Below are 25569 nucleotides of genomic sequence, written 5' to 3'. Positions count from 1 at the left end.
GGCGATGGAGGCAAGAAAGCATCGCAACACCCATCAGGGAGCGTTCATCCTGTTTTGCCTGTTCGGCTTTCTCTTTTCTCTGTTGTTCGCCCGCTTTGTGCAGCTTGAATGGACCGGCAAAGCGGACGGCCAAACGCTGGCTGTGATCGCGGAGCGGCAGCATCAACAAACGCGGACGATCAAGGCGAAGCGCGGAACGATTTTCGACCGCAACGGCGCCATTTTGGCTGAAGATGTACCGTCGTATACGGTTGTGGCCATTTTGGATCCGAAGATGACAACCGATCCAGATCATCCGCACCATGTGGTCGATCCGAAAAAAACAGCGGAACAACTCGCCCCGTTGCTTGGCATGGACGTCGAGGCGATGGAACGCATTTTGACCAAAAAAGCGAAGCAAGTCGAGTTTGGGGCCTACGGCCGCAACATCAGTTTTGAGCTGAAGCGAAAAATCGAAGCGCTCCATTTGCCAGGCATCGCTTTCATCCGCGACACGAGCCGGTTTTATCCGAACGGCATGTTTGCGTCGCACGTCATCGGCTATGCGCAAAAAAATGCAGCCAACGAAACGGTCGGCAAAATGGGAGTGGAAAAAGAGCTTGACCGGTATTTGCGTGAAGAAGACGGCTATGTGTCGTTTGCCGGCGACATAAACGGCTTCCGCCTCCCCGGGGGGAAAGAGCGCATTGTCAAGCCGGACAATGGGGCAAACGTCTATTTGACGATTGACGGAAAGATTCAATCGTTTTTGGAAGATGCGATGAACAGCGTCGAGAAGCAATACAAGCCGAAAAAAATGATCGCCATCGTCGCTGATCCAAAAACAGGGAAAATTTTGGCGATGGCGACGCGTCCGAGCTTTGACCCAAACAAGCGTGATATTACGAACTTTTTAAATGACGCCATTTCCTATCCGTATGAGCCGGGATCGACGATGAAAGTGTTCACGCTCGCGGCGGCCATCAACGAAGGAGTGTATAACGGCAACGAAACGTATCGCTCCGGTTCCTACAAAGTGGGGCCGAACACGATCCGCGACCATAACGATGTCGGCTGGGGGACGATCACGTTTAATGAAGGGGTGCAGCGCTCTTCAAACGTCGCCTTTTCGATTTTAGTGAAAGAAAAGCTTGGTGAAGATCGGTTTTTGCAATATTTGCACCGTTTCCATTTTGACCGGAAAACGGGCATCGATTTGCCGAACGAAGCGGTCGGACAAATCCGCTATCGCTACCCGATTGAACGAATTACGACCGGATTCGGCCAAGGGACATCGGTGACGCCAATCCAGCAAATCCAAGCGGCGACGGCGATCGCCAACGATGGGAAAATGATGAAGCCGTATGTCATCGAGAAAGTCGTCGACCCAGACAGCGGCAAAGTCGTGCTCGATCATGGGCCGACCGTGGTCGGCGAGCCGATTACGGCGGAAACCGCGCGCAAAGTGCGCGCCATTTTAGAGACGGTCGTCACGTCCGAGCACGGCACCGGCCGTCCGTACCAAATCAACGGCTACCGCGTCGCCGGCAAAACGGGGACGGCGCAAATTCCGTCGGCTTCCGGGGGCTATTTGACCGGACGGGAAAACTACATTTTTTCGTTTTTAGGCATGGCGCCGACGGATGATCCGAAGCTTCTCATGTATGTCGCGGTCCAACAGCCGCACCTCGATGTGACTGAAACCGGAGCGGCGCCGGTGTCGCAAATTTTTACGACGGTGATGAAAAGCAGTTTGCAATATTTGCATATTGAACCGAACGGGGAAAAACGAATGAAAGCAAAGACTGCCCAACCGCAGGCGCTTGATTCATGGATCGGCCAGCCGGCGGCTTCGGCAGCAGAGCAGCTGAAGGAAAAGGGATATGTGCCGGTCGTGATCGGCCGCGGCAAATATGTTGAGCAGCAGCTTCCGCAAGGCGGCGATCACGTTCTTTTGGGCGAACGGGTCGTGTTGAAAACGGACGGGGCGGCAACGATGCCGGATTTGCGCGGCTTCTCGCTGCGCGACGCTATGAAAGTGGCTCATATACTCGGCTTGCGGCCGAGCACGAAAGGGACCGGCTATGTCGTCAGCCAAAACATTCGTCCGGGAGCGGAGGTGCGCAAAGGCGATTATTTAATTGTTGAATTGGCTCCGCCGCGCCAATGGGAGAAAGAGGCGGCGGAGAAGGAGAAAGAGGCGGCTTTACGGAAAGAAGCCGAGCCGCATGAATGATTTTTGCCGTTCTATAACGGGGCGTACAAGCATATAGTGGAACGAGCCCACCATGAAGGAGGTTCCGCCATATGCGCGTATCGTACGTTACCGTGCGCAAGCGGTTGACGATCGTGTTTTTGATCGGGATTTTGATCTTTGCCATTATCGATCTCCGTCTCGGCTACGTCCAATTTTGGCTCGGCGATCTATTAGCGGAACGGGCGAAAGGGCTATGGGGCCGGAACATTCCGTTTGAGCCGAAGCGAGGCGAAATTTTGGACCGCAACGGCGTCCCGCTGGCGACGAACATGAGCGCGCCGACGGTGTATGTCATTCCGCGGCAAGTCAAAAACCCGGCAGAGGCGGCGAAAAAGTTGGCCGGGGTGCTGGGCGGTTCGATCGAATCCATCTATAAACAAATCACGCAAAAAACGTCGATCGTCCGCCTGAAAGAAGGGCGGAAAATTTCCGATGAAAAAGCGGCGAATGTGCGCTCCCTCGACTTGGATGGGGTGTATATCGCGGAAGATACGAAGCGCTACTATCCGTTTGGCAGCTATTTGTCGCACGTGCTCGGCTTCACCGGCATTGACAACCAAGGGCTCACCGGGTTGGAGCTGTATTATGACAAGGAACTGAGGGGCGAGCGCGGCTCCGTGCAGTTTTATTCCGATGCGAAAGGGCGGCGCATGCCCGATATCGCTGATGACTATACGCCGCCGACTGACGGCTTGAATTTGGTGTTGACGATCGATTCGCGCATTCAGACGATCATTGAGCGCGAACTTGACATCGCGGAGGCGAAATACAATCCGGACGGCATCATCGCGATCGCCATGGACCCGAACACCGGTGAAATTTTGGCGATGGCGAGCCGGCCGACGTTCAATCCAGCGGATTACCGGAGCGTTCCTCCGGAAATTTACAACCGCAACTTGCCGATTTGGAGCACGTACGAACCGGGATCGACGTTTAAAATCATTACGCTGGCCGCAGCGCTTGAGGAACATAAGGTGAATTTGCTGAAAGACCATTTCTTTGACCCGGGCTACGCCAAAGTAGCCGGCGCTACGCTTCGCTGCTGGAAAAAAGGCGGCCACGGAGATCAGACGTTTTTGGAAGTCGTGCAAAACTCGTGCAACCCGGGGTTTGTCGAGCTTGGCGAGCGGCTTGGAAAGGAGACGTTGTTTCGTTACATTAAGCAATTCGGTTTTGGTGAGAAAACGGGCATCGACTTGCAAGGCGAAGGAACAGGCATTTTGTTTGATTTGAAACGGGTCGGGCCGGTGGAACTGGCAACGACGGCGTTTGGCCAAGGAGTGTCGGTGACGCCGATCCAGCAAGTCGCTGCCGTGTCGGCGGCAATCAATGGCGGTATTTTGTACACTCCGTACATTGCCAAGCAGTGGGTCGACCCGGAAACAGGAGAGATCGTCCGCCGCAACACGCCAAAAGCGAAACGGCGCGTCATTTCCGAGGAAACATCGAAACAAGTCCGCTACGCACTTGAGAGCGTCGTCGCTCAAGGAACAGGGAAAAAGGCGTATGTCGAAGGGTACCGCGTCGGCGGCAAAACGGGAACGGCGCAAAAGGCGCAAGGCGGCCGCTATTTGCAAAACAACCATATCGTTTCGTTCATCGGCTTCGCTCCGGCGGATGACCCGAAGCTTGTCGTGTACGTCGCCGTCGACAACCCGAAAGGAACGGTTCAGTTCGGCGGCACGGTCGCTGCCCCGATTGTAGGAAAAATTATGGAAGATAGTTTGCGCACGTTGGGCGTGAAGCCCCGCAAAGACCAGCTCGAGAAGGAGCGCGACTGGAACGAGCCGAAAGTCATTGAAGTGCCAAACTTGATCGGAATGACAAAAAATGATTTGCAAGAGCAGCTTTTTGACTTAAAATTAGATGTTAGTGGCGAGGGAGATGTCGTTGTTGAACAATCCCCGAAGCCAGGGGCGAAAGTGAAAGAAGGTTCAACGGTCCGCATTTATTTGGCGAAACGCGAAGCGGTAGAAGAACGGTAAGACGAACGCGCAAGGGGCGACCGATGCGATGACACATCGGGTTGGTTGTGCCCCTTTTTCCGCTGTCTGCCTAACGGAGCGGACGATTTCGAAGCGAAAGGGATGAACGAAATATGAAACTGCTGACGCTGCTGTCACACTTGCCCGGTTTTTGGGTGCACCATGGAGGCAATCCCGATATCGTGGCGCTCGAAATGGACTCGCGCCGCGTTGCCTCCGGTTCTCTCTTTTTTTGCCTTAAAGGGTTTACAGTAGACGGACACGACTTTGCCGAGGAAGCGGTGGCGCGCGGAGCGGCGGCGATCGTGGCCGAGCGGCCGCTTTCCGTTGATGTTCCCGTCGTTCTTGTGTCGGACAGCCGGCGGACGATGGCGATTTTAGCGGACGCGTTTTACGGGCGGCCGACCCACCGCCTACATTTAATCGGAGTGACAGGCACAAACGGCAAGACGACGACAACGTCGATCATCGAACAAATCGCGAGAAAAGCCGGCAAGAAAACAGGGCTCATTGGCACGGTTCACATCAAGGTCGGCGACCGCTCCTATCCGGCGGCCAATACGACGCCGGAGTCGCTCATTTTGCAGCGCATGTTTAAACAGATGGTCGATGAAGGAGTGGAGTTTGTCGCCATGGAAGTGTCGTCGCACGCGCTGCACCAAGGGCGGGTGCATGGCTGCGATTACGATGTGGCCGTCTTTACGAACTTAACGCAAGACCATTTGGATTATCACGGGACAATGGAAGAATATCGGAACGCCAAAGGGCTTTTGTTTGCCCAGCTCGGCAACCGCTACGACGAACGGCGGCCGAAATTTGCCGTTCTCAATCATGACGATCCGGTTTCGCAGTATTATAAACATATGACGGCCGCGCCGATCGTCACATACGGGATGAGGGAAAAAAGCGATGTGATGGCGGAACAGATCCGCATGACCGCAGGCGGCATGGCGTTTCGGCTTTGCACGCCGCACGGATCGGCGGCGGTCGAAACGAAACTTGTCGGCTCGTTCAATGTCTATAACATTCTCGCCGCTGCCGCTGCCTGCCTTGCCTCTGGCTTTTCGCTTGAAACGATCGCCGCGGCGCTTGCGGATGTCGAGCCGGTGCCGGGGCGGTTTGAAACGGTTGATGAAGGGCAAAACTTTACGATCATCGTCGATTACGCCCACACGCCGGACAGTTTAGAAAATGCCTTAAAAACGGTGCGCCAATTGGCGAAGCGAAACGTGTATGTCGTCATCGGCTGCGGCGGCGACCGCGACCCGTCGAAACGGCCGCTCATGGCGCAGGTGGCGGTGCGGTATGCGGATGTCGCTATTTTTACCTCCGACAATCCGCGTTCGGAAGACCCGAAGCAAATTTTGCGCGACATGGAAGCGGGAGTAAGCGCTGAGATCGGAAAGCATGTGACGATTCCTGACCGTGAAGAGGCGATCCGCTACGCCATTGGCCAGGCGCAGGAAGGCGATGTTGTGTTGATTGCCGGCAAAGGGCATGAAACGTATCAAATCATTGGCAACGATGTGATTGAGTTTGACGATCGCGCTGTTGCCCGAGCGGCAGTGAAGGAGAGAGGATGACCATGATCGCATACAGGACGGTGCAATCGATGGCGGTGGAGGCGCGCGGCATTGTTGATGAAACGATCCGCTTTCACGCCGTGTTCGTCAACCCAGCCAAACAAGTGAAAAAAGGGTTGTTCGTTCCGCTCGAAAACGGGGCGGAAACATTGAAAACGGCGATTGAACACGGAGCGATCGCTTCATTTTGGCGTCTGGGAGAGCCGTTGCCGCGCTACATTCCAAATCAATTTCCGATCTTTTTCGTTCCGTCGCCGCTCGAGGCGGCAGCGGCATTGTTCGAGCGATACTTGGAGCAAGACCGTGCAGAGGGTGTGCAGTTTTTCTTCGCTCTTCCTGAAGACAGCCCCCTTGCTGGCGAGGCTGTGCGCCGCCGACTGGCGGAATTGGAGAAGCGATGGCTGGACGCTCGGCCGTTTAAAGGATGTGACGATGCATGCCAGAACAAGCGATCGTGATTGCCATGGCGGTTTCCTTTCTCATCACTGTCGTTTTGTCGCCGCTGTTCATCCCGTTTTTGCGGCGGTTGAAATTCGGACAAAGCATCCGCGAGGAAGGGCCGAAGTCGCATCAAAAAAAATCAGGCACGCCGACGATGGGCGGCATCATGATTTTGTTGGCGATTGTGGCAACGACCTTATGGATCACACCAAAAATCGCCGGCTTGTCGACGAGGACGTATTTGCTGTTGTTGGTCACCGTCGGCTATGGGGTGCTCGGCTTCCTCGACGATATGATCAAAGTCGTGATGAAGCGAAATCTTGGCTTGACGAGCCGGCAAAAATTTATCGGCCAGCTCCTTATCGCAGCCATCTTTTTTGCCGTCTACCGCCAAAGCGGCTTTTCGACGGTGTTACATATTCCCGGCGCCGATTGGTCGGTCGACCTCGGATGGGCGTACGGCGTGCTCTTGTTGTTCATGCTTGTCGGCGGTTCGAACGCTGTCAACTTGACCGACGGGCTTGACGGGCTGCTTGCCGGAACGGCGGCGATCGCCTTTGGCGCTTATGCCGTCTTGGCTTGGAATCAAGGCCAGTACGATGTCGCTGTATTTTGCGTCGCTGTTGTTGGCGCCGTGCTTGGCTTTTTAGTGTTTAACGCCCACCCAGCGAAAGTGTTTATGGGCGACACCGGCTCGCTCGCACTTGGCGGGGCGATCGCCGCTGTCGCTGTCCTGACGAAGCTTGAGCTGTTGCTTGTCATCATCGGCGGTGTGTTTGTCATCGAGACGCTGTCGGTCATCATTCAAGTGGCTTCGTTCAAAACGACGGGACGGCGCGTGTTCCGCATGAGTCCGCTTCATCATCATTATGAGCTTGTCGGCTGGTCAGAATGGCGGATCGTTGTGACGTTTTGGGCCGTCGGCCTTTTATTTGCGATGCTAGGAATTTATATCGAGGTGTGGATGTAATTGAAACCGACTCGTTTTTATCAACATCGTCGTGTGCTTGTCATTGGATTGGCGAAAAGCGGAGCGGCGGCAGCTCGGCTTCTTGCGGAGTTAGGCGCTAAGGTCGTCGTCAATGATCAAAAGCCGCTTTCGGAAAACATGGAGGCCAAGCAGCTTGAACCGCTGGGCATTCGCGTCGTTTGCGGCGGTCATCCGCTTGAACTGCTTGATGAGCCGTTTGACCTTGTCGTGAAAAACCCGGGCATTCCGTACACGAACCCGATGGTGAAAAAGGCGCTTGAGAAGGGGCTTCCGGTTGTGACCGAAGTGGAGCTTGCTTATCACATTTCCGAAGGGCCGTTTATCGGCATCACCGGGTCCAACGGAAAAACGACGACGACGACGCTCATTTACGAAATGTTAAAAGCGGACGGCCAAGATCCGCTGCTTGCCGGCAACATCGGCCTTGTCGCCTGCGAGGTGGCGAGGGAAGCGAAGCCGGGGCAATGGCTTGTCACGGAACTGTCTTCGTTCCAGCTTGCCGGCATTGACAAGTTTCGCCCAGCCATTGCGGTTTTGCTCAATATTTTCGACGCCCACTTGGACTACCACGGAACGAAAGAGGCGTATGCAGCGGCAAAGGCGAACATTTTCCGCAATCAAACGGAGCGCGATTATGCCGTCGTCAATGCCGACGATCCGCTCGTGATGAACATTGCCTCCTCGGTTCGATCGCAAAAAGTGCTGTTTTCGGCGACGAAGCTTCTTGGCGAAGGGGCGTACGTTCAAGATGGCGCCATCTATTGGAACGGTGATCCAGTTATCAGAATCGCTGACATCGTTCTTCCTGGACAGCACAATTTGGAAAACATTTTAGCGGCGGTGGCGGCCGCCAAGCTGGCCGGCGCCAGTGATGAGGCGATCCGCCAGGTGCTGGCGACGTTTTCCGGCGTGAAACATCGGCTTCAGTATGTGGCGGAAATTGACGGCCGGCGGTTTTACAACGACTCGAAAGCGACGAACATCTTAGCGACGCAAAAGGCGCTTTCAGCGTTTGCCGGCGAGCCGGTCATTTTGCTCGCTGGCGGGCTTGACCGCGGCAATGAGTTTGATGATCTTCTCCCGTATTTGCAACAGGTGAAGGCGGTCGTACTGTTCGGCCAGACGGCGGATAAAATCGGCCGCATCGCCCAAAAAGCGGGAATAGAAACGATCCGATATGTCGATAATGTGGAAAAAGCCGTCCCGGTTGCTTTCGAGCTTTCCGAGCCGGGCGACGTCATTTTGCTCTCTCCAGCATGCGCCAGCTGGGATCAATACAAAACTTTCGAGGAGAGAGGGGACATTTTTATCAATGCCGTGCATAAGTTGAAATAGAGGGAAAGGGACAGCCCTTCCCCTCTAGTTTACAAAAATAGAGGTGTTGGGCATTGCCGCGGAAAAAGTCTGCGCCGGATTTTTTGCTCATTCTTTTGACGTTTTCGCTCTTGGCCATCGGACTTATTATGGTGTACAGCGCGAGCGCCATTTGGGCGGAATACAAATTCAACGATTCGTTTTTCTTCGCCAAGCGCCAGCTATTGTTTGCGGGCGTCGGCATTATCGCTATGTTTTTTGTCATGAACATCGATTATTGGGTGTGGCGCGACTGGTCGAAAGTGCTGCTTGGCGTCTGTTTTGTGCTGCTCGTTCTTGTGCTCATTCCCGGCATCGGCATGGTTCGCAACGGGTCGCGCAGCTGGATCGGCGTCGGGGCGTTTTCGATCCAGCCGTCCGAGTTTATGAAGCTGGCTATGATCGCTTTTTTGGCCAAATATTTATCGGAAAACCAAAAAAAAATTACGTCATTTAAACAAGGATTGTTGCCGGCGCTTTTGCTTGTGTTTGCCGCGTTCGGCATGATTATGCTGCAGCCGGACTTAGGAACGGGCACCGTTATGGTTGGTACGTGCGTGACGATGATTTTCGTCGCCGGCGCCCGTCTCAGCCATTTTGCCGGGCTTGGCGTTTTGGGGCTCGCTGGGCTTGCCGCCCTCATCCTGTCGGCTCCATATCGAATCAAGCGGATTACATCGTTTTTAAACCCATGGGAAGATCCACTTGGAAGCGGATTTCAAATCATCCAGTCGCTGTACGCCATTGGGCCTGGCGGCTTGTTCGGCCTTGGGCTCGGGCAGAGCAGACAAAAGTTTTTTTATTTGCCGGAGCCGCAAACCGACTTTATTTTCGCCATTTTAGCTGAAGAGCTCGGCTTTATCGGTGGTTCACTCGTTCTCCTGCTCTTTGCTCTTCTTCTTTGGCGCGGTGTGCGCATTGCCCTTGGCGCCCCTGACTTGTACGGAAGTTTTTTGGCGCTTGGCATTGTTTCGATGATCGCGATTCAAGTGATGATCAATATCGGCGTTGTGACGGGACTGATGCCCGTTACCGGCATCACGCTCCCGTTTTTAAGCTACGGTGGATCGTCGCTGACGTTGATGTTGATGGCCATCGGCGTGCTGCTTAATATCAGCAGGCATGCCCGGTATTAGGCAAGCGGCGGATGTCCGCCGTTTTTTTTGGCGTCTCTCGAACGCAGCCCATCGTCGAACGGTGCCGGCAAATGCGATAAAAACAGGCTCTCTCTTGCATTCATTTGTGATATAATGAAAATAAGTGCAAAAACAAAGAAACGGCAGCGGATGCCGTTTGTTTTTATACCGGTCGTTTCAGCGCGGGCTTTGAAGAAGAAAGCGGGGAATGCGATGGAAAAGGGAAAAGTCGTCGTCTTGGAGGACCGCGTGCCGAAACTGAAGGAGCGGCGCCGCCAGAAAGCGAACCGCCGGCTCATTGCGTACTTATCTTTCTTTTTTCTATTTATTTTGTGCGTCCTTTACTTCCAGTCGCCGCTTGGCGCTGTCGGGCATGTGGAAGTGAGCGGCAACCGTCATCTCACAGCGGAGCGCATCATCAGCTTAAGCGGCATTACGAAGCGGACAAGCTTTTGGAAAGTGAATGAACAAAACGTGGAAAAAAAGCTCACTCGCCATCCAGAAATTAAGGAGGCCACAGTGGAAAAGCAGCTGCCGAACACGATCGCCATCCACGTCCGCGAATGGCGGCGAATCGCTTATGTGTATGACCGGCAAACGTTTTTTCCATTGCTTGAAAACGGGCGGCTGTTAAAGCAAGAAGGGACGAAGACGGCGCCAAGCGATGCGCCGGTGCTTGTCGGCTGGAAAGACGGCGACGCCATTGCTGAAATGACGGGGCAGCTCGCCGAACTGCCCGCGGCCGTGCTGGGCGCCATGTCGGAAATTCACTACAAGCCGACGAGGGAATATGAAGACCGCGTCATCGTCTACATGAATGACGGTTATGAAGTAAGCGCGACAATCCGGCAATTTGCGGACAAGCTGTCGCATTATCCTGCGATTGCCGCCGCGCTTGACCGAAACGTCAAAGGAGTCATTCATTTGGAAGTCGGCAGCTATTTTGTTCCTTATTCCCCCCCGAAAAAGGAGGATGGCGATGAAACGACAAGCCCGTAGCCGCCTCCTGCTGACGTTGATCTGCTTGATCTTCGGCGCCATGCTCGGGTTCTCGTACCAACATGCGAAAAACGAAGCATCCCGCCGCGAATGGAGCGACAGCGAGTGGAAAAAAGAGTACGAATATCGCTCGGCGCTTCTTGCTTTGCAAAAAGAAAACCGGTCGCTCAAGCAGCAGCTTGTCAAAAAGCAGGAGGAGCTGGCTGCGTGGGAGAAGAAGCTGGCCGAGGAGCAGGAGAACGAGGCCGGATTGGCAAAAGAAGCGGAACAGCTGCGCATGCATGTCGGAAAAGCGAGGGTGAAAGGGAAAGGTGTAGCAGTCACCCTTTCCGATTCCTCTTATATCCCCTCTGAAGCGAGCGCTACCAATTATATCGTTCATGAACAGCACGTATGGAAAGTTGTTCACGAGTTGCTCATTTCCGGCGCCGAAGCGGTCGCTATTAATGGGCAGCGCATTTCCCACCGTTCATACATCGTCTGCAACGGCCCAGTCATTGAGGTCGATGGAACGCAGCATGCCGCTCCGTTTGTCATTTCGGCCATTGGCAATCCGGACGTGCTCATGTCCGCTCTAGAGCTTCCCGGCGGCATCGTCGACGAACTTGTCGAAGACCATATCGACGTAAAAGTGGAAAAGCAAGGAGCGATCGTGTTGGATCCGGTGTTTGCGCCCGAGCCGTAAAACGGGCGGAAAGGGGCGGTGAAGCGCATTGGAACGGAAAAATCGATTCTATTTTGCCGGCGTAGCTGCCATATTCGGTGTGATGCTGGCCGTCGGGCTTCGGACGACGCTGCATCCGGAAGGACGCGACACGCGCGACATTTGGGAGTTGCGCGCCGATTTGACAAAAGAGCAGAAGCTTGAACAACGGCTGCTTGAGGAGCTAGAGAGTTACGAGGAAACATTGCGCCGCTACCGGCGGGAACACGAGGCGGGCGGCGCGACAGAGCTTGAAGCGACAGTCGCGAAGCTGAGGGAAGAAGCCGGGCTGACAGAAGTGAGAGGAAGCGGTCTCGTGTTGACGATCGCGCCGCTTTCGGCGGCCGGCTACGTTGGTCCGGCCGTTGCCGCCGTATCGCCCGAGCTATTGCAACGGTTAGTGAATGAGTTGAACAAATACGGGGCGAAAGAAATCGCCATCGACGGTGAGCGACTGACGAACCGGACGGCCATTCGCGATGTCAATGGCGCAACGAAAGTCGGGAGCCGCTCAGTGAGGCTGCCAGTCGAAGTGAGAGCAATCGCCGATGATGCGGACAAGCTGTACAGCGGGCTCGCCGTTTCGCCGATCCGCGATGATTTCGCCGTGGAAAACTTGGAGCTGTCAATATCCAAGCCCCAGCCGCTCGTTGTCATTCCGCCCGCGGCTAGCCGCCCTGATGTGAAATACATGGAGACAGCGAACGGCGGCAAGGAGGAGAAATAGCATGTGGCTTCCGCTTCTCGGATTGCTTCTTGGGTTTGCCATCGGCGTTTTCGCCGGCTGGGAAGTTCCCGATGAATATTCCAATTATTTGTCGATTGCCATTTTGGCCGCCTTTGATACATTAATCGGAGGATGGCGCGCCCACCTGCAGCGGACGTACGACGAAACCGTATTTATAACCGGGTTTTTTTTCAACATTGTTCTGGCCGCAACTTTAACTTTTCTTGGGGTGCATCTTGGTGTAGACTTGTATTTAGCGGCTGTGTTCGCCTTCGGCGTCCGCTTGTTTCAAAACATTGCCATCATCCGCCGCCTTTGGCTTGCTGAGTGGGCCAAGCGGCGGTACAATCGCGAAAAAAGTTAGGCAAAAGACAGGGAAAGTGTTTTCGCGTGTTGAATTATATAGGGTAAAACAAAATATAGTGTTGTTGCGAAACTCGCAAACTAGACATAGACCAATAGACAAAGAGATGGGAAATTTCAGCCGAAAAAGGAGGTGTCGCTGCTTACTGAAACGCCGGCCGGCACCGGCGCGTTTTTAGTAGGCAGATGCCAAAAAATGAGCAGCAATGAGATCGTCGTTAGCCTGGATGTCGGAACATCGAGCGTGAAAGTCATCATCGGGGAAATGCTAGGCAGCTCCATCAATATTATCGGGGTGGGCAATGTCAAAGCGGAAGGGCTCAAAAAAGGGGCGATTGTTGATATAGATAAAACGGTGCAGTCGATCAGACGGGCCGTCGAGCAAGCGGAGCGGATGGTCGGTTTATCGATCCGCCGTGTGATCGTCGGGGTGGCCGGCAGCCATATTCAGCTCCATGACTGCCACGGCATTGTCGCCGTCGCGAGCGAAAACCGGGAAATCAGCGATGAAGATGTCGCCCGCGTCATCGATGCCGCGCAAGTTGTCTCTATTCCTCCCGATCGGGAAATCATCGGCGTCGTTCCGCGCCAGTTTATCGTCGACGGGTTGGACGGCATTCATGATCCGCGCGGCATGCTCGGCGTTCGCTTGGAAATGGAAGGCACTATGGTGACTGGTGCGAAGACGGTATTACATAATCTTCTTCGCTGTGTGGAGCGGGCAGGCTTGGAAATCAGCGATATTTGTCTTCAGCCGCTGGCGGCCGGTTCGCTCGTGCTGTCCGATGACGAACGGCATTTGGGGGCGGCGCTCGTTGACCTGGGAGGCGGCTCGACAACGGTCGCTGTCTTTGAGCAAGGGACGTTGCAAGCTGTCTCTTCGCTGCCGGTCGGCGGGGAGCACATTACGAAAGACTTGGCCATCGGATTGCGGACGACAACGGACGATGCCGAAAAAATCAAACTGAAGCACGGACATGCATTTTACGACTACGCTTCGGAGGAAGAAGTGTTCAGCGTGCCGATCATGGGCACCGATCAACACCAGCAGTTCAGCCAGCTGGAGATCGCCGATATTATTGAGGCGAGACTGGAAGAAATTTTGCAAATGGTTCAGCAGGAAGTGCGTCGTCTCGGGTTTCGCGATCTCCCCGGCGGCTATGTGCTGACCGGCGGCGTCGCCAATATGCCAGGGTTGCTTGAGCTGGCCCACGTCGTTTTAGGGACGAGCGTCCGCATTGCCATGCCGGATTATATCGGTGTGCGCGACCCGCAGTATACGATCGGCGTTGGCTTGCTCAAGTTCGCCTACCGGCAGGCGCAGCTGCAAGGGAAAACGGTCCCGGTTGCCGCTGCGGTGGAGCCGGTCGAGCGCTCCTCGCCAAAACAGCAGTCGAAACCGAAAAAGAAAGAAGACCATTTTGGGAAGAAGGTCAAGAGATTTTTTGGTTCTTTCTTTGAATAGAGATTGAAATTTTAGGAGGATTTGGCCATGTTGGAGTTTGAGACAACAGTCGATCAGTTGGCAACGATCAAGGTGATTGGAGTCGGGGGCGGCGGCAACAACGCCGTCAATCGGATGATTGAGCATGGGGTGCAAGGTGTAGAGTTTATTGCGGTCAATACGGATGCACAGGCGCTCAACTTGTCGAAGGCGCCGATCAAGCTGCAAATCGGGGCGAAGCTGACACGCGGCTTGGGCGCGGGGGCAAACCCAGAAGTTGGAAAAAAAGCAGCTGAGGAGAGCAAAGAGCAAATTGAAGAAGCGCTTCGCGGCGCCGATATGGTGTTTGTCACCGCTGGCATGGGCGGCGGCACGGGAACTGGCGCTGCCCCGGTCATCGCCCAAATTGCGCGCGAGTTAGGGGCGCTTACGGTCGGCGTTGTTACGCGCCCGTTTACGTTTGAGGGGCGCAAGCGGGCGACGCAGGCCGCAAGCGGCATCGCCGCCATGAAAGAGGCGGTCGATACGCTCATCGTCATTCCGAACGATCGATTGCTTGAGATTGTCGACAAAAATACGCCGATGCTTGAGGCGTTCCGCGAAGCGGACAATGTGCTGCGCCAAGGGGTGCAAGGCATTTCCGATTTGATCGCCGTGCCGGGGTTGATCAACCTTGACTTCGCTGATGTGAAGACGATCATGTCGAATAAAGGTTCGGCATTGATGGGGATTGGCATCGCCAGCGGCGAAAACCGAGCTGCTGAGGCAGCAAAAAAAGCCATTTCCAGCCCGCTGTTGGAGACGTCGATCGACGGCGCGCAAGGGGTGCTCATGAACATCACCGGCGGCATGAACTTAAGTTTGTACGAAGTGCAGGAGGCTGCCGACATCGTCGCTTCGGCGGCCGACCAAGAAGTGAACATGATCTTCGGCTCCGTTATTAATGAGAACTTAAAGGACGAGATCATCGTGACGGTCATTGCGACCGGATTCAACGAAAACGTCGCTTCGCAGCCGCGGCCGCCGCGCATTGGCATCGGCACTGTGCCGAAAGCGGCGCCGGCGCCAAAGCGGGAGAAGCGCGAAGAGCCGATACAAGACTATGCGGCGCTCCGCTCGGGGCAAGCAGAAGATCCGCTTGACATTCCCGCTTTCTTGCGCAACCGCAACCGCCGCCGCTAGATGGCGAAACGAGGGTGTCCCAAAAGCAACGGGACACCCTTTCTTCATCACAAGATGCATGCACGAACGTGCACGAAGCACTTTGGTGAAACAATATATTGTATCTCTCTTAAAGAAAGACGATCTTTTGAGACAGCCTCGCTTTTCCGATTAGGACCAAAAACTTCTCGCGTTGGCCGCCCGCTCTCTCGCAACGAAAGGGCGAAAAAGAGAAGGCGGGCTAGGCTTTCGTGCCGGCCGATTTGATCCGCCGTGGTTCCCCCTGTTTTGACAAAACATCTCCTTTTTCACCGCCACCGATTGACAGACTTTCCCTCGCAAGGTGCTATATACTTGTTTCAGACAAAGCCGATATGGGCGGGGGAGGGGCTTGACGGTTGGTCGTCTATCTCGATGTGATTTGGCTGTTGAACGTCTGTTTTGACGCGTTGCTTCTTTGGCTGACGGCGCTCATGCTCAAGCGGCCGATCGTCTGGTGGCGTCTGTTGGCTGGGGCGTTGATCGGTTCGCTGCTTGTCATATTGCTGTTTACCCCGTTTTCCGCCATCGCCCAGCACCCGTTGGTAAAAGTAGCTGTTTCCGTGTTGATCGTGTGGGCCGCCTTCGGGTTTAAGCGCCCGCGCTATTTGCTTGAGAATATGCTGGCGTTTTACTTTGCCACGTTCGCCGTCGGCGGCGGCATGCTGGCGGTTCACTATGTTTTCGCGCACCAACTGTCCGTCCGCCAAGGAATGCTTCTCATGCATCATCCCGGAGCGGGCGATCCGGTCAGTTGGCTGTTTGTTGTCATCGGGTTTCCGGTTTTATGGCTTTTTTCTCGCCGAAGGGTGGAGGCGATTCGCGAAAAAAAACTGCGGTTTGAATATATCATTGAGGTCAAGATCGTATGGGACGGGCGGCCGCTTATGCTGCGCGGCTTGATTGACAGCGGCAACCAGCTCGTCGATCCGTTGACAAAAACGCCGGTGATGGTAGTCGAACAGGAAAAAGCAAAGGCCGTGCTTCCTGAGGAGCTACTGGGTTGTCTCAGCTCTCCCATGATGCTGGCTTCCCCGCCGGAGCGGTGGGTCCATCGCCTCCGTCTCATTCCGTACCGTGCGGTCGGCAGCGGTCCACAAATGATGGCGGCGGTTAAGCCAGACCGCATTATGCTGCGGTACGAAAACGAATGGTTGGAAGTAGCGCAAGGGCTTGTGGCGCTAAGCGCTGATCCGCTGTCGACGGATGGGGAGTACGACTGCATCGTCCATCCGAAAATGGTGCAGGCGGGAAGAAAGCTGACCGCTTCGTAGGTTTTGTTAGTATATCATACTCACTTTTGATCCGTTTAGAAGGGGGATTTTCATGAGAAAATGGAAACTTCGCTTCATGAACTGGCTGTATAAGCTTTTGGCCAAGCTTGGCCTGAAGGCGGATGAAATTTATTATATCGGAGGCAGCGAAGCCCTCCCGCCGCCGCTGACAAAAGAAGAAGAGGAGCAGCTGATTGCCAGGCTCGCCGCCGGTGATGACACGGCAAGATCGCTTTTGATCGAACGCAATTTGCGTCTTGTCGTCTACATTGCGCGCAAGTTTGAAAACACCGGCATTCACATTGAAGATTTGATCAGCATTGGAACGATCGGCCTCATTAAGGCGGTCAACACGTTCAACCCAGAGAAGAAGATCAAGCTGGCGACATACGCGTCGCGCTGCATTGAAAACGAAATTTTAATGTATTTGCGCCGCAACAACAAAGTGCGGGCGGAAGTGTCGTTTGATGAACCGCTCAATATCGACTGGGATGGCAACGAGCTGTTGCTTTCCGACGTGTTGGGAACGGATGACGACGTGATTACGAAAGATTTGGAAGCGGATGTCGACCGGCGCTTGCTCTTAAACGCCTTGCGCCAGCTGAGCGACCGCGAGAAGCAAATTATGGAATTGCGTTTTGGCCTCTCCGGCGGCGAAGAAAAGACGCAAAAAGACGTCGCTGATTTGCTCGGTATTTCGCAATCGTACATATCGCGGCTCGAGAAGCGGATCATTAAACGGTTGCGCAAAGAATTCAATAAAATGATGTAGCGGGCGGCGGGAGCGAAATTCCGCCGCTTTTTCCGCGTCGGACAGGCTGTGCATATTTTTCCCTTCCAAGGAGATACTGAAAACTGACGACTTAGCATCTCCTGATGGGAGGGAACAACTTGACGAGGAACAAAGTCGAGATTTGCGGCGTAGACACTTCGAAGCTTCCCGTCCTCAAAAATGAGGAAATGCGTGAACTGTTTCGACGGATGCATGAGGGGGATTTGGAGGCAAGAGAAAAATTAGTAAACGGCAACTTGCGCCTCGTGTTGAGCGTCATTCAGCGCTTCAACAACCGAGGCGAATTTGTCGATGATTTGTTTCAAGTCGGCTGCATCGGACTTATGAAATCGATTGATAATTTTGACCTCAATCAAAACGTGAAGTTTTCCACTTACGCCGTGCCGATGATCATCGGCGAAATCCGCCGCTATTTGCGCGACAACAACCCGATCCGCGTTTCGCGCTCGCTGCGCGACATCGCCTACAAAGCGTTGCAAGTGCGAGAGCGGCTCATGAGCGAGACGGCGAAAGAACCGTCAACCGAGGAAATTGCCAAAGAACTCGGCGTCGCCCATGAGGAAGTGGTTTTTGCCCTCGATGCCATTCAAGATCCTGTTTCGTTGTTTGAGCCGATTTACAACGACGGCGGCGACCCGATTTATGTGATGGACCAGCTGAGCGATGAGCGCAACCGCGACAGCCAATGGATCGAAGAAATCGCCTTGAAGGAAGGGCTTCGGCGGTTGAATGAGCGGGAAAAAATGATCATCCGCAAACGCTTTTTCCAAGGAAAGACGCAAATGGAAGTGGCCGAGGAAATCGGCATTTCCCAAGCGCAAGTGTCGAGGCTCGAAAAAGCGGCGATCCGGCAAATGAATAAAAACATCCAAGTGTGACAGGCTGCAGGTGCAGCCTTTTTCTTTGGCACATAACTGCACATTTGGCTTCATATAGATGAAAAAGAGGGAGAGAGGAAAGGCGGGGAGAAAAACCGTGATGAGAATTTCCGAATTTCAGACGAAAGATGTCGTCAATGTAGCCAATGGGAAGAAGCTTGGCAATATTGGGGACATTGATATTGATTTAGATACTGGAAAAATCCGCTCACTCATTATTTTAGGCGCCGGAAAGATGCTCGGGCTGTTCGGCCGCGAAGAGGCGGTCGTCATTCCATGGCAGAACATCGTCAAAATCGGAGCCGATGTTATTTTAGTCCGCCTTCATGATTCCGATTAAACGGCTGGTGCAACGATTGGCCCCGTCGCTTGCAACGCGGCAGGACGATGTTGCAGACCTTTCCGCTTTTCGTGGGCAGATCGGCTATGCCGCCAGCGCGGTTTTCGGGCGGCAATAAGGGTTGGACAATTTCTGCGGCAATGTTTCGACAAAATCATAAATAAAGGTTATCATGGACAAACAAACTATGATAAAATAGGAAAAAAAGTGATAAAAAACTACAAAAAACAGCGTGAGGTTGACGCGAATGCCGGACATTTTTCAACAAGAAGCCCGCGGCTGGCTCCGCTGCGGTGCGCCTCCGTTTGCTGGAGCCGTCGCTGGATTGACGACGAAACATGGCGGGGAGAGCAAAGGGCCGTTCGCTTCGCTGAATATGGGGCTGCACGTCGGCGACGATCGCACGGTTGTTGTCGCCAACCGCGGGCGTTTGGCGCAATGGCTCTCATTCCCGCTTGAGCGATGGGTATGTTGTGAACAAGTGCATGGCGCCGACATTCGGAAGGTGACGAAAAACGAACGGGGGAACGGAGCGCAAGATTTCGCCACGGCGGTTCCAGGGGTCGACGGGTTGTATACAGACGAAGCGGAGGTGTTGCTCGCGCTTTGTTTTGCCGATTGTGTGCCCATTTATTTTGTGGCGCCATCTGCTGGGTTAGTCGGCCTTGCTCATGCCGGGTGGCGGGGAACGGCGGGCGGCATCGCTGGTCACATGGTGCGGCTTTGGCAAACGCGCGAACACATCGCGCCGAGCGACATCTATGTTGCCATCGGACCTGCCATCGGTCCGTGCTGTTATACGGTTGACGACCGTGTCGTGGACAGTCTGCGCCCGACGCTTCCTCCGGAAAGCCCGTTGCCATGGCGGGAAACAAGCCCAGGGCAATATGCGCTCGACTTAAAGGAAGCCAATCGGCTTCAGTTGATCGCGGCTGGCGTTCCGAACAGCCATATTTATGTGTCAGAACGCTGTACAAGCTGTGAGGAAGCGTTGTTTTTTTCCCACCGCCGCGACCGCGGAACGACTGGAAGGATGTTGGCGTTTATCGGCCGAAGGGAGGAGACGGCATGACGGTGCGCGACAACTTGGCGGCCATTCGCCGAGAAATCGAGGCGGCCTGCGCTCGCGTCGGCCGCGATCCGGCCGGCGTGCGCATCGTGGCGGTCACTAAATATGTCGATGCCGAGCGGGCGATGGAGGTGCTTGACGCCGGCATTGCCGACCTCGGCGAAAACCGCTCCGACCAATTGATTGAAAAGCATGCACGGATCGGAAATCAAGCGACGTGGCATTTCATTGGGACGCTTCAGTCGCGCAAAGTCAAAGACATTATTGATAAAGTCGATTACATTCATTCACTCGACCGCTTGTCGCTCGCGAAAGAAATTGAAAAACGGGCGGTGCGGCCAGTAAAATGTTTTGTGCAAGTGAACGTGTCGGGGGAAGTGACCAAACACGGGCTCGCCCCCGAAGAAACGATTCCGTTTATTGAACAACTTCGCGCCTTTTCGCGCATCGAAGTCGTCGGATTGATGACGATGGCGCCGCACACGGACGACGAAGCGGTATTGCGCGCTTGCTTCCGCCGATTGCGAGTGCTGAAGGAACACGTTCAGGCGATGGGAATGGCCCATGCGCCATGCACCGAACTGTCAATGGGCATGTCAAACGATTACACGATCGCCATCGAGGAAGGAGCGACGTTTGTGCGCATAGGCAGCGCGCTTGTTGGATCATTGTAGGAGGTGAAACCGGATGGGATTGATGAAAAAATTCCGTGATTATTTTTTAGAAGAAGACTACGAAGACTATGAAGAAGAATATGAGGCGCCACAGCCGGAAGAAGAGGCGCTGCCGAAGACGGCAGGCAAGGCGAACGTCGTCAGCCTGCAAAGCGTGCAAAAATCGGCGAAAGTCGTGCTTGCTGAGCCGAGGGTGTATGCGGAGGCGCAGGAGATCGCCGACCATTTGAAAAGCCGGCGCGCGGTCATCGTCAACTTGCAGCGCATCCAGCATGAGCAGGCGAAGCGGATCGTCGACTTTTTAAGCGGCACGGTGTACGCCATTGGCGGCGACATTCAGCAAGTCGGCACAAAAATTTTTTTATGCACCCCGGAAAACGTCGACGTCAGCGGCTCGATTTCGCTCGACGGCGAGGATGACAGACCGATGAAGAGGTGGTAGCTGTTGGATTATGTACTCACGTTTTTGACGACAGTGATTCAAGTGTACTCGTATGCGCTGATCATTTATATTTTAATGTCATGGTTTCCCAATGCGCGCGAAACGCGGTTCGGACAGATGTTGGCCGCTATTTGCGAGCCGTATTTAGAGCCGTTTCGGCGGGTCATTCCGCCGCTTGGCATCATTGACGTCTCCCCAATCGTCGCGTTTATCGTTCTTGAATTCGCGACGAGAGGGCTTCACGCCCTGTTCGACATTCTTCAGTCGCAGTTTTAACTTCGTTTTGCGCGCACGGCGCCGCCGCTCTCCGCCCGGCAGGCAAAAAGGCGGAAGGGCGAAACTCGCAGAGAGGAATCCGTTGTGGGTTCCTTTCTTCCATGAAAGCAAGGTGACGTCGAGTGGAGCTGTATCAGCATTTTCGCAAAGAGGAACATCCGTTCATTGATCAAGTGCTCGAGTGGAAGGAGATGGTGAGCCGTCAGTACGCTCCGAAGCTGACCGATTTTCTCGATCCGCGCGAGCAGCAAATCGTGCAAAGCATCGCCGGCGGTGCGGAAGATGTGCGCGCGTTCTTTTTCGGCGGCGCCCCGTTTGTCGAGCGGAAGCGGGTGTTTCTCGCTCCGCCGTATATCGACCCTGAGGAAGAGGATTATGGCATTGTACTGTTTGCCGTCCGCTATCCGGCGAAATTCGTTTCCCTTGAACATCGCGACGTGTTGGGGGCGCTGATGTCGCTTGGCTTGCGGCGCGGCAAGTTTGGCGATATTCTCATTCGGGATGGGGAAATTCAGTTTTTTGTTGCTGCTGAAGTCGCCGACTACGTCCGCTTGCATGTCGAAACGATCGGCAAAGCTCCGGTTGCGCTTGAGCCGCTTCCGTTGTCGGCAGCCATGCCGCTTGCCGAAACGTGGGAGGAAGGAACGGTCACGGTGTCTTCTCTAAGGCTCGATGCTGTGCTCGCTCAGGCGTTTCGCCTTGCGCGCGAGAAAGCGCGTGCGCTTGTTGAAAGCGGGCTTGTCAAAGTCAACTGGAAGGTGGTGGACAAGCCGGATTTCCTCTGCGGACCGGGCGATGTCCTGTCGGCGCGCGGTTTTGGCCGCTGCAAGCTGTTTTCGGTGGAAGGGCCGACGAAAAAAGAGCGCTGGCTCGTTCAGATTGGCCGACAAAAATAAGCAAATGACGGCAGGAAATCGGCAAACCATGTCGAATGAAAGTGAAGAAAAGGAATGATGGAGACGGAGGTGGCCGTTGTGCCGTTGACGCCATTGGATATTCACAACAAGGAATTCAGCCGCGGGTTTCGTGGGTACGATGAAGACGAAGTGAACGAGTTTCTCGATCAAGTCATTAAAGACTATGAAATGCTCATCCGTGAAAAAAAGCAGCTGGAAGAAAAAGTGGCCGAACTGACGGAAAAGCTGAACTACTTTGCGAACATTGAAGAGACGCTCAATAAGTCGATTCTTGTTGCACAGGAAGCAGCGGAAGAAGTGAAGCGGAATGCGCAAAAAGAGGCGAAGCTGATCATTAAAGAGGCGGAAAAAAACGCCGAGCGCATCATCAGCGATGCATTAGCGAAATCGCGGAAAATCGCCCTCGAGATCGAGGAGCTGAAGCGGCAGTCGAAAGTGTTCCGCGCCCGTTTCCGCATGCTTGTCGAGGCCCAGCTCGATATGATCAACAGCCGCGATTGGGACGAGTTGATGGAGTATGAGGCGCCGGATTTGGAAGAAGGGGCGAGAGAACCGCTGTCACAGCCTTGACGAACCGAAGACGTTTCGGTTATAATAATTGGCAAAAATCGCCGCATCAGCCGCCGTGGGAGGCGGTTGGCTTTTTTCAGGATGAATAGCGAAATAGCCATCGACGATGAAAGGGACAGTAGCTCTTGTACGACCGGTCGCAGCGAGCCGGGGATGGTGGAAGCCTGGCATCGGCGCAAGAGTGAACATCACCCTGGAGTTCCATGCCGAACATCAAGTAGGCCATGGCGCGTCATTCCCGTTACGAATGAAAAGAGGGCTGTGCGTCGTTTGCATGGCCAAGAAGGGTGGTACCGCGAGACCGTTCTCGTCCCTTGCCGGGGGGAGAACGGTTTTTTATTTGGAATCTATCGTTCGAAGGAGGAGCAAGGATGGATTACAAAGAAACGCTGCTCATGCCGAAGACCGACTTCCCGATGCGCGGCAACTTGCCGAAGCGGGAGCCGGAAATGCAAAAAAAATGGGAGGAAATGGACATTTACCGGAAAGTGCAGGAGCGGACGAAAGGACGGCCGCTGTTTGTTCTGCATGACGGCCCGCCGTATGCCAACGGCGACATTCATATGGGTCATGCGCTGAACAAAATTTTAAAAGATATCATCGTCCGCTACAAATCCATGAGCGGCTATTGCGCCCCATACGTGCCGGGCTGGGATACGCACGGCTTGCCGATCGAAACGGCCCTTGCCAAGCAAGGAGTTGACCGCAAATCGATGAGCGTCGCCGAGTTCCGCAAGCGGTGCGAGCAATATGCGTATGAACAAATCGACAACCAGCGCCGGCAATTCAAGCGGCTCGGTGTGCGCGGCGACTGGGACAACCCATACATTACGCTCAAACCGGAGTACGAAGCCCAGCAAATTAAAGTGTTTGGCGAAATGGCGAAAAAAGGGCTCATCTACAAAGGGTTGAAGCCGGTCTATTGGTCGCCGTCAAGCGAATCGGCGCTCGCCGAAGCGGAAATCGAATATAAAGACAAGCGCTCGCCGTCGATTTATGTCGCCTTCCCGGTGAAAAACGGCAAAGGCGTGCTTGAGGGCGATGAGCGAATCGTCATTTGGACGACGACGCCGTGGACGATTCCGGCGAACTTGGCGATCGCGGTTCATCCGGATTTGGATTACCATGTTGTCGATGTCAGCGGAAAACGGTATGTCGTCGCTGCCGCCTTGGCGGAATCGGTGGCGAAAGAAATCGGTTGGGACGCATGGTCGGTCGTCAAAACGGTCAAAGGAAAAGAGCTTGAATACGTCGTGGCGAGACATCCGTTTTATGAGCGCGACTCGCTTGTTGTGTGCGGCGAACACGTCACGACCGACGCCGGTACGGGCTGCGTCCATACGGCGCCGGGCCACGGGGAAGACGACTTTCTCGTTGGGCAAAAATATGGGCTTCCGGTCCTTTGTCCGGTTGATGAACGCGGCTACATGACCGAGGAAGCGCCGGGATTTGCCGGGATGTTTTACGAAGACGCCAACAAGGCGATTACACAGAAGCTTGAGGAAGTCGGCGCTTTGTTGAAGCTTGGGTTTATCACCCACTCGTATCCGCACGACTGGCGGACAAAGCAGCCGACGATTTTCCGGGCGACAACGCAATGGTTTGCGTCGATCGATAAAATCCGCAACGAGCTGCTTCAAGCGATTAAGGAAACGAAATGGATTCCGGAGTGGGGGGAAATCCGCATCCACAACATGGTGCGCGACCGCGGCGACTGGTGCATTTCCCGCCAACGCGCCTGGGGGGTGCCGATTCCGGTCTTTTACGGCGAAAACGGTGAACCGATCATCACCGATGAGACGATTGAGCATGTGTCGAACTTGTTCCGCCAATACGGGTCGAACGTCTGGTTTGAGCGCGAGGCGAAAGACTTGCTGCCGGAAGGATTCACCCATCCGTCGAGCCCGAACGGCATCTTTACGAAAGAAACGGACATTATGGATGTCTGGTTTGACTCCGGTTCGTCGCACCAAGCCGTGTTGGTCGAACGCGACGATCTCGTGCGTCCGGCTGATTTGTACTTGGAAGGCTCCGACCAATACCGCGGCTGGTTCAACTCATCGCTGTCCACCGCCGTTGCCGTCACCGGCAAAGCGCCGTATAAAGGCGTGTTGAGCCACGGCTTTGTCTTGGACGGCGAAGGGCGGAAAAATGAGCAAGTCGCTCGGCAACGTCGTCGTGCCGGCGAAAGTGATGGAACAGTTTGGCGCCGACATTTTGCGCCTTTGGGTCGCTTCGGTTGACTACCAAGCGGACGTGCGCATCTCCGACCATATTTTAAAACAAGTGTCGGAAGTGTACCGGAAAATCCGCAACACGTTCCGGTTTATGCTCGGCAACTTGTTCGATTTCGATCCGAACCAAAACGCCGTGCCGGTTGGGGAGCTTGGCGAAGTCGACCGCTATATGCTGGCGAAGTTGAACAAGCTGATCGCCAAAGTGAAAAAGGCCTATGACAGCTACGATTTCGCCGCGGTTTACCATGAGATGAACCATTTCTGCACCGTCGAGCTGAGCGCGTTTTACTTGGATATGGCGAAAGACATTTTGTACATCGAAGCGGCCGACTCGCGCGCCCGCCGCGCCGTGCAGACGGTGCTCTATGAAACGGTCGTCGCGTTGGCGAAGCTCATCGCGCCGATTTTGCCGCATACCGCCGATGAAGTGTGGGAGCATATCCCGAATCGAAGAGAAAACGTCGAAAGCGTCCAGCTCACCGATATGCCGGAGCCGATCGCGATCGACGGCGAAGAAGCGCTGCTGGCGAAATGGGATGCGTTTATGGACGTGCGCGATGACATGTTAAAAGCGCTCGAGAACGCACGCAATGAAAAAGTGATCGGCAAATCGCTGACGGCCAGCGTCATCGTCTACCCGAAAGACGAGGCGCGGAAGCTATTGGCGTCGCTTGATGCCGACTTGCGCCAGCTTCTCATCGTTTCCGCCTTTTCGATCGCCGATGAGCCGTATGACGCCGCGCCGGCCGAAGCCGAGCGGCTCGACCACGTGGCCGTCATCGTCCGCCCGGCGGAAGGCGAGACGTGCGAGCGGTGCTGGACGGTGACTCCAGCTGTCGGACAAGATCCGTCCCACCCGACGCTTTGCCCGCGCTGCGCGCACATTGTGAACGAACATTATTCCGCATAACGAAAAGCGGCAAGGCTGCCCCAAGGTA

23 protein-coding genes, 1 pseudogene and 1 other annotated feature are annotated in these 25569 nt (G+C 54.6%); all 24 genes and pseudogenes read left to right on the top strand.

The window, feature by feature from the left end; translation table 11 throughout:
• Positions 1-4 precede the first annotated feature (4 nt).
• The 24 genes and pseudogenes from ACVX3G_RS14805 (at position 5) to ileS (ending at position 25541) form a co-directional block, all read left to right on the top strand.
• Positions 5-2215, top strand: a complete 2211-nt coding sequence (locus tag ACVX3G_RS14805) for a penicillin-binding protein (RefSeq protein WP_011230613.1) — start codon at positions 5-7, stop codon at positions 2213-2215.
• Between the two features lie 71 nt (positions 2216-2286).
• On the top strand, positions 2287-4221 hold the full coding sequence (locus ACVX3G_RS14800; protein ID WP_011230614.1) for a stage V sporulation protein D: 1935 nt from the start codon (positions 2287-2289) through the stop codon (positions 4219-4221).
• A 113-nt stretch (positions 4222-4334) separates the two neighbouring features.
• Positions 4335-5804: a UDP-N-acetylmuramoyl-L-alanyl-D-glutamate--2,6-diaminopimelate ligase gene (locus ACVX3G_RS14795; protein ID WP_014195372.1), complete on the top strand. Its 1470-nt coding sequence runs from the start codon at positions 4335-4337 to the stop codon at positions 5802-5804.
• Complete coding sequence (locus ACVX3G_RS14790) at positions 5801-6262, top strand: hypothetical protein (protein WP_011230616.1); 462 nt, start codon at positions 5801-5803, stop codon at positions 6260-6262. Before ACVX3G_RS14795 ends, ACVX3G_RS14790 begins: the two co-directional genes overlap by 4 nt.
• Positions 6241-7215: a phospho-N-acetylmuramoyl-pentapeptide-transferase gene (mraY, locus tag ACVX3G_RS14785; protein ID WP_011230617.1), complete on the top strand. Its 975-nt coding sequence runs from the start codon at positions 6241-6243 to the stop codon at positions 7213-7215. Before ACVX3G_RS14790 ends, mraY begins: the two co-directional genes overlap by 22 nt.
• Positions 7216-8571: a UDP-N-acetylmuramoyl-L-alanine--D-glutamate ligase gene (gene murD / locus ACVX3G_RS14780; protein WP_013145847.1), complete on the top strand. Its 1356-nt coding sequence runs from the start codon at positions 7216-7218 to the stop codon at positions 8569-8571.
• A 53-nt stretch (positions 8572-8624) separates the two neighbouring features.
• Positions 8625-9725, top strand: coding sequence for a stage V sporulation protein E (spoVE, locus tag ACVX3G_RS14775; RefSeq protein WP_014195373.1), 1101 nt, complete (start codon positions 8625-8627; stop codon positions 9723-9725).
• Positions 9726-9938: 213 nt separating this feature from the next.
• Positions 9939-10724, top strand: coding sequence for a cell division protein DivIB (gene divIB / locus ACVX3G_RS14770; RefSeq protein ID WP_011230620.1), 786 nt, complete (start codon positions 9939-9941; stop codon positions 10722-10724).
• Positions 10705-11409, top strand: a complete 705-nt coding sequence (locus ACVX3G_RS14765) for a DUF881 domain-containing protein (protein WP_011230621.1) — start codon at positions 10705-10707, stop codon at positions 11407-11409. Before divIB ends, ACVX3G_RS14765 begins: the two co-directional genes overlap by 20 nt.
• A 28-nt stretch (positions 11410-11437) precedes the next feature.
• Entirely contained in the window at positions 11438-12154 is a 717-nt protein-coding gene (locus ACVX3G_RS14760) for a DUF881 domain-containing protein (RefSeq protein ID WP_011230622.1), read from the top strand.
• 1 nt (position 12155) lies between these two features.
• A complete protein-coding gene (locus ACVX3G_RS14755) occupies positions 12156-12518 on the top strand; it encodes a small basic family protein (RefSeq protein WP_011230623.1) in 363 nt (120 codons plus the stop codon).
• A 195-nt stretch (positions 12519-12713) separates the two neighbouring features.
• Positions 12714-13982, top strand: a complete 1269-nt coding sequence (gene ftsA, locus ACVX3G_RS14750; protein WP_011230624.1) for a cell division protein FtsA — start codon at positions 12714-12716, stop codon at positions 13980-13982.
• Between the two features lie 27 nt (positions 13983-14009).
• Complete coding sequence (gene ftsZ / locus ACVX3G_RS14745) at positions 14010-15143, top strand: cell division protein FtsZ (protein WP_011230625.1); 1134 nt, start codon at positions 14010-14012, stop codon at positions 15141-15143.
• Positions 15144-15520: 377 nt separating this feature from the next.
• Complete coding sequence (gene spoIIGA, locus ACVX3G_RS14740; RefSeq protein ID WP_014195377.1) at positions 15521-16435, top strand: sigma-E processing peptidase SpoIIGA; 915 nt, start codon at positions 15521-15523, stop codon at positions 16433-16435.
• 52 nt (positions 16436-16487) lie between these two features.
• Positions 16488-17207 (top strand): RNA polymerase sporulation sigma factor SigE, encoded by a 720-nt coding sequence (sigE, locus tag ACVX3G_RS14735; RefSeq protein WP_011230627.1) that lies wholly within the window; start codon positions 16488-16490, stop codon positions 17205-17207.
• 119 nt (positions 17208-17326) lie between these two features.
• On the top strand, positions 17327-18106 hold the full coding sequence (gene sigG, locus ACVX3G_RS14730; protein WP_011230628.1) for an RNA polymerase sporulation sigma factor SigG: 780 nt from the start codon (positions 17327-17329) through the stop codon (positions 18104-18106).
• Between the two features lie 97 nt (positions 18107-18203).
• Positions 18204-18446 carry a YlmC/YmxH family sporulation protein gene (locus tag ACVX3G_RS14725; protein WP_025039063.1) on the top strand — a complete coding sequence of 81 codons (243 nt, stop codon included), beginning with the start codon at positions 18204-18206 and terminating at the stop codon, positions 18444-18446.
• Between the two features lie 247 nt (positions 18447-18693).
• Positions 18694-19518 carry a peptidoglycan editing factor PgeF gene (gene pgeF, locus ACVX3G_RS14720; RefSeq protein WP_011230630.1) on the top strand — a complete coding sequence of 275 codons (825 nt, stop codon included), beginning with the start codon at positions 18694-18696 and terminating at the stop codon, positions 19516-19518.
• A complete protein-coding gene (locus tag ACVX3G_RS14715; RefSeq protein WP_014195381.1) occupies positions 19515-20189 on the top strand; it encodes a YggS family pyridoxal phosphate-dependent enzyme in 675 nt (224 codons plus the stop codon). Before pgeF ends, ACVX3G_RS14715 begins: the two co-directional genes overlap by 4 nt.
• A gap of 13 nt (positions 20190-20202) precedes the next feature.
• Complete coding sequence (locus tag ACVX3G_RS14710; protein WP_011230632.1) at positions 20203-20631, top strand: cell division protein SepF; 429 nt, start codon at positions 20203-20205, stop codon at positions 20629-20631.
• A gap of 3 nt (positions 20632-20634) precedes the next feature.
• Positions 20635-20907 (top strand): YggT family protein, encoded by a 273-nt coding sequence (locus ACVX3G_RS14705; protein ID WP_011230633.1) that lies wholly within the window; start codon positions 20635-20637, stop codon positions 20905-20907.
• A gap of 122 nt (positions 20908-21029) precedes the next feature.
• Positions 21030-21803: a YlmH family RNA-binding protein gene (locus ACVX3G_RS14700; RefSeq protein ID WP_021321516.1), complete on the top strand. Its 774-nt coding sequence runs from the start codon at positions 21030-21032 to the stop codon at positions 21801-21803.
• 78 nt (positions 21804-21881) lie between these two features.
• On the top strand, positions 21882-22394 hold the full coding sequence (locus ACVX3G_RS14695) for a DivIVA domain-containing protein (RefSeq protein ID WP_011230635.1): 513 nt from the start codon (positions 21882-21884) through the stop codon (positions 22392-22394).
• Positions 22395-22491: 97 nt separating this feature from the next.
• Positions 22492-22712 (top strand) — a binding site (T-box leader).
• Positions 22713-22765: 53 nt separating this feature from the next.
• Positions 22766-25541 (top strand): annotated as a pseudogene (gene ileS / locus ACVX3G_RS14690) (isoleucine--tRNA ligase).
• The last annotated feature ends 28 nt before the right edge of the window (positions 25542-25569 follow it).

Source organism: Geobacillus sp. PLS 41 (genome assembly GCF_056494105.1).
The sequence above is the reverse complement of the archived record's forward strand: the minus strand, read 5'-3'. Positions and strand labels throughout refer to the sequence as shown.

Bases quoted from the DNA above. Each gene is read 5' to 3' on its own strand.
- mraY (WP_011230617.1), top strand. From the start codon at position 6,241: ATGCCAGAACAAGCGATCGTGATTGCCATGGCGGTTTCCTTTCTCATC.
- pgeF (WP_011230630.1), top strand. From the start codon at position 18,694: ATGCCGGACATTTTTCAACAAGAAGCCCGCGGCTGGCTCCGCTGCGGT.
- ACVX3G_RS14765 (WP_011230621.1), top strand. From the start codon at position 10,705: ATGAAACGACAAGCCCGTAGCCGCCTCCTGCTGACGTTGATCTGCTTG.
- ACVX3G_RS14805 (WP_011230613.1), top strand. From the start codon at position 5: ATGGAGGCAAGAAAGCATCGCAACACCCATCAGGGAGCGTTCATCCTG.
- sigE (WP_011230627.1), top strand. From the start codon at position 16,488: ATGAGAAAATGGAAACTTCGCTTCATGAACTGGCTGTATAAGCTTTTG.
- divIB (WP_011230620.1), top strand. From the start codon at position 9,939: ATGGAAAAGGGAAAAGTCGTCGTCTTGGAGGACCGCGTGCCGAAACTG.
- ACVX3G_RS14710 (WP_011230632.1), top strand. From the start codon at position 20,203: ATGGGATTGATGAAAAAATTCCGTGATTATTTTTTAGAAGAAGACTAC.
- ACVX3G_RS14755 (WP_011230623.1), top strand. From the start codon at position 12,156: ATGTGGCTTCCGCTTCTCGGATTGCTTCTTGGGTTTGCCATCGGCGTT.
- ACVX3G_RS14790 (WP_011230616.1), top strand. From the start codon at position 5,801: ATGACCATGATCGCATACAGGACGGTGCAATCGATGGCGGTGGAGGCG.
- ftsZ (WP_011230625.1), top strand. From the start codon at position 14,010: ATGTTGGAGTTTGAGACAACAGTCGATCAGTTGGCAACGATCAAGGTG.
- ACVX3G_RS14795 (WP_014195372.1), top strand. From the start codon at position 4,335: ATGAAACTGCTGACGCTGCTGTCACACTTGCCCGGTTTTTGGGTGCAC.
- ACVX3G_RS14800 (WP_011230614.1), top strand. From the start codon at position 2,287: ATGCGCGTATCGTACGTTACCGTGCGCAAGCGGTTGACGATCGTGTTT.
- ftsA (WP_011230624.1), top strand. From the start codon at position 12,714: ATGAGCAGCAATGAGATCGTCGTTAGCCTGGATGTCGGAACATCGAGC.
- ACVX3G_RS14715 (WP_014195381.1), top strand. From the start codon at position 19,515: ATGACGGTGCGCGACAACTTGGCGGCCATTCGCCGAGAAATCGAGGCG.